3 protein-coding genes are annotated in these 2,880 nt (G+C 74.1%); 2 read left to right on the forward strand and 1 reads right to left on the reverse strand.

Annotated features, from left to right (window positions below; translation table 11 throughout):
• Positions 1–222 precede the first annotated feature (222 nt).
• Entirely contained in the window at positions 223–1,176 is a 954-nt protein-coding gene (locus ACFU5G_RS29720) for a sigma-70 family RNA polymerase sigma factor (protein WP_377252719.1), read from the reverse strand.
• Positions 1,177–1,289: 113 nt separating this feature from the next.
• On the opposite strand from ACFU5G_RS29720, the gene ACFU5G_RS29725 reads away from it, so the two are divergent.
• Positions 1,290–1,868, forward strand: coding sequence for a DoxX family protein (locus ACFU5G_RS29725; RefSeq protein ID WP_377252721.1), 579 nt, complete (start codon positions 1,290–1,292; stop codon positions 1,866–1,868).
• 245 nt (positions 1,869–2,113) lie between these two features.
• A complete protein-coding gene (locus ACFU5G_RS29730; protein WP_377252723.1) occupies positions 2,114–2,854 on the forward strand; it encodes a GNAT family N-acetyltransferase in 741 nt (246 codons plus the stop codon).
• Positions 2,855–2,880 lie beyond the last annotated feature (26 nt).

The raw sequence follows: 2,880 nt of genomic DNA on the forward strand, positions 1-2,880 counted from the left end.
GTCCAGGCCTGGGCCGATCTCGATGCCAACTGCCGAGTCTGTGCGGCAAACTGCCGACCGGCTTGCGATGGCGCCCGACGGCACTGAGCCCATCACCTTTGAGGCCTAAGTTTCTTCGCTTTGGACGGCGCCAAAGAGGAGAAACTTAGGCCTCAAAGGTGATGGGGGCGCGCCGCCCGGATCCGGGGCGAGCTCGGCGTCTCGTTCCGCGGCTGGTTGTCGTCAGGGCAGCAGCACCGTGCGGATCGCGGTGATCAGGCCGTCCGCGACGAGCACCCGGATCAGCGCGACCGGCGCGCCGTCGCGCGTCGCGACGAGCGCCATCCCGTCGTCCAGGAGCAGCGGGGCGAGGGTCCAGCCCGACGTCGGACCCAGGTAGCGAAGGGACCCGGCGGCGACCCGCTCGGCGCCGACGTCGAACCCGACGCGCACGCCGCGCAGCGTCGCCCAGCCCGAGACCTCGGGATGCAGGATCCGCACCAGGGCCGCGAGGTCTCCCCCGGCGCACGCCGCGATGAAGGTGTCCGTGACGCGCTGCAGCTGGGGGTCGGCGCGCGGTCCGGGCGGTGCGGTCGGTGACGGGCCGGAGGCCGCCGTCGGCCGCGATGCCCGGACCGCTCGCCGGGCCCGGCTGGCGAGCTGGCGGCACGCGGCCGGGGTGCGGCCGACGGTCTCCGCGACGCTCTCGAAGGGGATCCCGAACACGTCGTGCAGCAGGAACGCGGCGCGCTCCCCCGCCGTCAGCCGGTCGAGCACGACGGACAGCGCGCCCCGGATCTCGTCGTCCAGGGTCACGCGGTCCGCCGGATCCGGGGACGCCGCCGGACCCGGGCCAGGCGTGCCAGCGGCCCCGAAGTCCCACGCGGTCGGGTCCTGCGGGGCGGACAGGCGGCGGTGCGCCGAGCCGATCCGGTCCAGCGCGAGCCGCCGCACGGCAACCACGAGCCAGCCGCGCAGGTCCCGGATCGCGCCGACGTCCTGGGTCGCCAGGCGGGCGAACGCGTCCTGCACCACGTCCTCGGCCTCGGCCGGGTCGGCCAGGATGCGGCGCGCGACGGCCAGCAGGTAGGCACGGTCGGCGCGTGACGCGGCGGTGACGCGGGCGGCGTCGGCTCCCGCCTTCTTCCCGGCGCGCTCGCCGGCGTCCTGCCCGGGGTCACGTCCTGGTTCGCTCATGCCTGCACGACGATCGGCCACCCCTCGATGTGACGGCGTCACACTCGCGCACGACCGTTCGTCCTGTCCGCACCGGCCGGCAACCCGCCGTCCGACGGACCCGAAGGAGCATCATGCTCACCACCACGCTGTGGGCGGCGCAGGCCGTCCTCGCCCTGTTCTTCCTGTTCGCGGCCCTGCCCAAGATCGCCGGCCGCGGCATCGACCGGTGGGCGGGCTTCGACGACCTGCCGCGCTCGATCGTCGTCGTGACCGGCGTCGCGGAGCTCGTCGCGCCGTTCGCGCTCGTCCTGCCGATGCTGCTGGGCACCCTCGAGTGGACGACGCCGCTCGCCGCCGCCGGCCTCGCGATAGTGACCCTGATGGCCAGCGGGTTCCACGTGCGGGCCGGCGAGTGGCTGCCCGCGCTGGAGACGGCACTGTGGGCCGCGCTCGCCGGAGCCGTCGCCGTCGGGCGCTGGGACCTGCTGGCGACCGGGCCGCGTCTGGGCGCCGACCTCCTGGTCCCCGTGATCGGCCTGGTCACGGCCGCGCTGGTGATCAACCTCGTCGCGATCTTCCGGGCACCGGCGCCGTCCCGCGCGGCGGCGGCGCAGGCGACGTCGGCCGAGCTCGCTCCGGCGCAGCCCGCTCCGGCTCACGCCACGCCGGCCCACACGCCGACGTCGGCCGCGGGACCCGGACTGGGCTGAGCCCATCCCCTTTGAGGCCTAAGTTTCTCTTCTTTGGCGCCGTCCAATGCGAAGAAACTTGGGCCTCGAAGGTGATGCGGGGGCCGCTTTGACGTTCGGCAGTTCGCCCTGAACTTCGGCAGTTGGCATCGAGGTCGGCACAGGGCTGAGCCGATCTCGATGCCAACTGCCGAGTCCGCCGGGCAAACTGCCGACTTCGGCAGGGCCGACGGAATGCTCGTCGCCCCCGGAAAGTTGGTGATGACGTGAGCCTCCTGACCGACGCTGCGCCCGACGACGCGGCACGCACCACAGCCCCCGACTACACCGTGCTCGACGACGCCGCCTGGTCGTCGCTCAGCGGGGAGCACGCCCACTTCGCCGAGGGCGGCGACCTCGTGCGCCGCTACCCCGTGGACGTGTCGCCGTTCGCCGCCGTCCGCACGTGGGACGACCCCCGCGTCTGGGCCGCGATCATCGACCTGGTCGGGTACGACGCCGACTTCCCCGCCCCGCCGGAGTCCGTCCAGCTCCCCGCGGGCTGGGTGCGCGGCGACCTGTTCGGCGGCGTGCAGCTCGTCGAGACCGAGCGCCTGGTCGGCCGGCCCGACGACGAGGCCGCGGTCCTGGGCGCGGCCGACGTGCCCGAGATGATGGACCTCGTGGCCCGCGCCAAGCCCGGGCCGTTCCTGCCCCGGACCTACGAGATGGGCCGGTACGTCGGCATCCGGCGCGACGGCGTGCTCGCGGCCATGGCGGGCGAGCGGCTACGGCCGGCCGGCTGGACCGAGATCAGCGCCGTCGCAACCGACGAGCGCTTCCGCGGGCAGGGCCTGGCCTCGCGCCTCGTGCTCGACGTCGTGCACCACGTCCGCGAGCGCGGCGCCCGAGCGATGATGCACGCCGCGGCGAGCAACACGAACGCCATCCGGCTCTACGAGAGCCTCGGGTTCGAGCTGCGTCGCCGCAACGAGTTCGGGATGGTGCACACCCCGGTCAGCGCCTGACCGCGGGCAGCGCCCCCGGCAGACAC

Origin of the sequence: Promicromonospora sp. NPDC057488 (genome assembly GCF_042802395.1) — a bacterium.
Lineage (GTDB): Bacteria > Actinomycetota > Actinomycetes > Actinomycetales > Cellulomonadaceae > Promicromonospora.

Coding starts and splice junctions, on each gene's coding strand:
- ACFU5G_RS29720 (WP_377252719.1), bottom strand. CDS start 1,176: ATGAGCGAACCAGGACGTGACCCCGGGCAGGACGCCGGCGAGCGCGCC.
- ACFU5G_RS29725 (WP_377252721.1), top strand. CDS start 1,290: ATGCTCACCACCACGCTGTGGGCGGCGCAGGCCGTCCTCGCCCTGTTC.